Origin of the sequence: Bradyrhizobium sp. CCBAU 11361 (genome assembly GCF_028128935.1) — a bacterium.
GTDB classification, from domain to species: domain Bacteria; phylum Pseudomonadota; class Alphaproteobacteria; order Rhizobiales; family Xanthobacteraceae; genus Bradyrhizobium; species Bradyrhizobium niftali.
The window spans coordinates 1-2,807 of record NZ_LBJZ01000107.1 but is presented as its reverse complement, the minus strand read 5'-3'; the positions used below and the strand labels follow the sequence as shown (position 1 = coordinate 2,807).

Here is a 2,807-nt window from a genome sequence, read left to right as displayed (position 1 = left end):
CCGGGCTGAACTTCGTAGAGGTCCGCTCTGCCTCTGATAGCGGCGCGTTGGCGCACCTCACCCTAAGTCCGAGATGGGCCAATTCCGGACTTATGCACCGCAGCGAGCTACGCTTTGTTTGATCACCTCGTCGGCAGTGGAAACCACCTTGTCTTGGGCGGCACTTGGATGCCGAACCACGGGTACGATTGTTTCTTGCGGATCCTCAGCGAATGGCACAGGTTTTCGCCAAGAAAGGAGCTCGCGCATGACCATGAACAGCACCGGTATCCCCGAAGGTTTCGAACCGCACTTCCGTAAGAGCCCTTTCACCGATCCTTGGGAACCGCTCTATTCGAAGCGGACGGACAAAGCCGTGATCATCGGATTACGGCTGGCCAAGCCGCACACCAATGCACGTGGCAACGTTCATGGCGGGCTGATCTCCGCGCTTGCTGACAACGCGATGGGCTATAGCTGCGCGCAGGCGATTGGCTGGGCATCGTCGCTGGCGACGATCACTCTTGTGGTCGACTTCACCGGCATCGCGCAGATTGGGCAATGGCTCACCGTGGACAGTGAGGTGATCAAAACCGGCAGAACGATCTGCTTCGCGCAAAGTCTAATCAAGGCCGACGACAGTGTAATCGCTCGGGCGAACGCCACGTTCCGCGCAGTGCCGAAGCATGAGGGTGACACTCATCCCCGTTAGCCGTTAACGCTCGCACCACGCAACCGGCCTGAGAGAGCTTTCAGATCGATCTAGGTCCGCAACGGGTCATTTTCGGGCTTGGGCACGCTCTGTTGCGAAGTCCACTTTACCCCGATGAGCTGACATCGCGAGTGTCAGCTGCAGCAGGATATCGGGTGCCAAGCTGCGATCGAAGGTTCGTGCCTCTCGCAAGTGGAACCCGAATTGCGCTTGTTCTGTTAGGTATAGGGCGCGCGGCCCCCAACCAGTAAGATTTCCGAGCGAGTCCTATGCCCAAGATCCGCGTTTCAATCCAGGAATTGCAGCGTCGAGCGTTGTTAGAAGTGAGAAAGCAGCCTGGCTGTCATAACGTCCTGGAAATAGCGATCAATCGCGTTACAAAGCACGCTGAAAATAACTGGTCGCTCTGTGTGATCGTAGCGGGCGCGGCAGATGCCAATACCGCCGCGCGCGCCGCGACTCACGTCCAAACTGTTTTGCGCCGGGACTATGATCTGCTGACGGATTGATCTGCAGTCCATCAAGGGAAGGCGGAGATCAAATGGACCGCTAGTGTCCGCTTTGCTGCGCATCACGGACGCAATGCGGACATAGCGCGAGGTCCAAGAAAGGTGCCGATCGCGGTCCGGGGCATGGTTCGCGCACACTCTTCCGACACCGCCGCGGCGTTTGCCGCGCCCCGGAAATTGGAACTCCCTATGATGTTACCCATACGCATTTTGCAATTGTGCCGCGTAACGCTGGAATCTAAGTCCTCAATGATCCTGCGAGACAAAAATTCGCCTCGCGATCGCGTGTGTTTGGAGTTCAATTTTTGACATTGAGAGCTTCCGCAGCTGAATTGGATTTCGGGGTGCGAAGCGTAGGCGGATTCAAACAAAGTTCGAGGTTGCCGCCCTATGCCGCTCGAAATGCGATGCGGCGGATGATTCGCGGCGGGCTAGAGTGACGCTTCCCAGCGGGATTGGTAACCGACTTTTGGCAGCACTACCGGCGGCGGATCTCGATCTGCTGGCACCCGACCTAGAGATGGTTGCGCTCGATCGGGACGCGGTCGTCTCGCGGGCGGGTGACCAGACCGAGCACGTCCTCTTCCCTCATAGTGGCGCCATTTCTGTGATGATCAACATGGCGAACGGGCAGACGGTCGCCAGCGCCGCAATAGGGCGCGAGGGAGCAGTAGGCACTCTTTCCGTGCTCGGGCCGTCTCCTGCGGCCGTTACCGCCATCGTTCGTGCCGCGGGCACCGCCTCGCGGATCCCCGCATCGCGATTCCACGCCGCTTTCAGCCGGAGCCCCGCGATCCGTCACGCAGTCCAGATTCACTTCAAGGCGATGCTGATACAGCTACAAATCGGCGGGGCCTGCAATGCGCTGCATCCGGTCCAAGCCCGCATGGCGCGCTGGCTGCTCCATCTTCGCGACCGCGTCGACCACGACGTCCTCCCGCTCACCCAGGAGGCGCTTTCGCAAATACTGGGTGTGCGACGAACGACGGTGACGCTCCTGATGCGGAATCTGCGCGCTTCCGGAGCGATCATATCTGAACGGCGAGGCGAAATCGAGATCGACCCTTCGCGGCTTGCAGCGCTGGCGTGCGAATGCCGCGACACCATGCGTCTCGAAATCGAGGGGATCTTCTCTATGAATGCAACCCAATCTCGCGTTTTGGTTCTGCCGACGCAGTAAATGAAACGGGCGATGTAGCCGCTTCGGCGCGGCCGGTGAAGTCGGCGAAGACGGTGCTGGATAGCGGATCCCTTCGGGCCGATCAGGCCGCCGCCCCATGCCTTGAGCGGGACCTCCCACCTAATGTCCGTTGCGCGTCACGAGCCGTGCGGTGAGCAAATCAAGTCGGCTCTGCCTTCGATAGGAGACCTCAGCAAGACCTCCTACATTTGTCGAGACGGGCCACAAGGAGACAATCGTCGTCGCTCCTGTATTCGCAAATGTCAGGTCCGCTGACGCGCCGCAGAAAAGGAGGATCGGAGCTATCACCACTCTTCGCATTTCGAATTTGGAGGCGGGTGACATAGCCCACGTCAAGAAATAGGTCTAATCTGCGCAATGCTCAGGGAATTTTTAATTCTTGCCTGGAGCTGGATCATGATCAAAA

The 2,807-nt window shown here is 58.8% G+C and carries 3 protein-coding genes; all 3 read left to right on the top strand.

The features are described from left to right. Positions 1 to 253 precede the first annotated feature (253 nt). The 3 genes from XI08_RS10155 to XI08_RS10145 all read left to right on the top strand — a co-directional run bounded on the left by XI08_RS10155 (position 254) and on the right by XI08_RS10145 (position 2,380). On the top strand, positions 254 to 691 hold the full coding sequence (locus XI08_RS10155) for a PaaI family thioesterase (RefSeq protein ID WP_271574309.1): 438 nt from the start codon (positions 254 to 256) through the stop codon (positions 689 to 691). A gap of 269 nt (positions 692 to 960) precedes the next feature. Continuing rightward, positions 961 to 1,200 (top strand): hypothetical protein, encoded by a 240-nt coding sequence (locus tag XI08_RS10150; RefSeq protein ID WP_271574308.1) that lies wholly within the window; start codon positions 961 to 963, stop codon positions 1,198 to 1,200. A 436-nt stretch (positions 1,201 to 1,636) separates the two neighbouring features. Continuing rightward, positions 1,637 to 2,380 carry a Crp/Fnr family transcriptional regulator gene (locus XI08_RS10145; RefSeq protein WP_271574307.1) on the top strand — a complete coding sequence of 248 codons (744 nt, stop codon included), beginning with the start codon at positions 1,637 to 1,639 and terminating at the stop codon, positions 2,378 to 2,380. Positions 2,381 to 2,807: the final 427 nt, after the last annotated feature.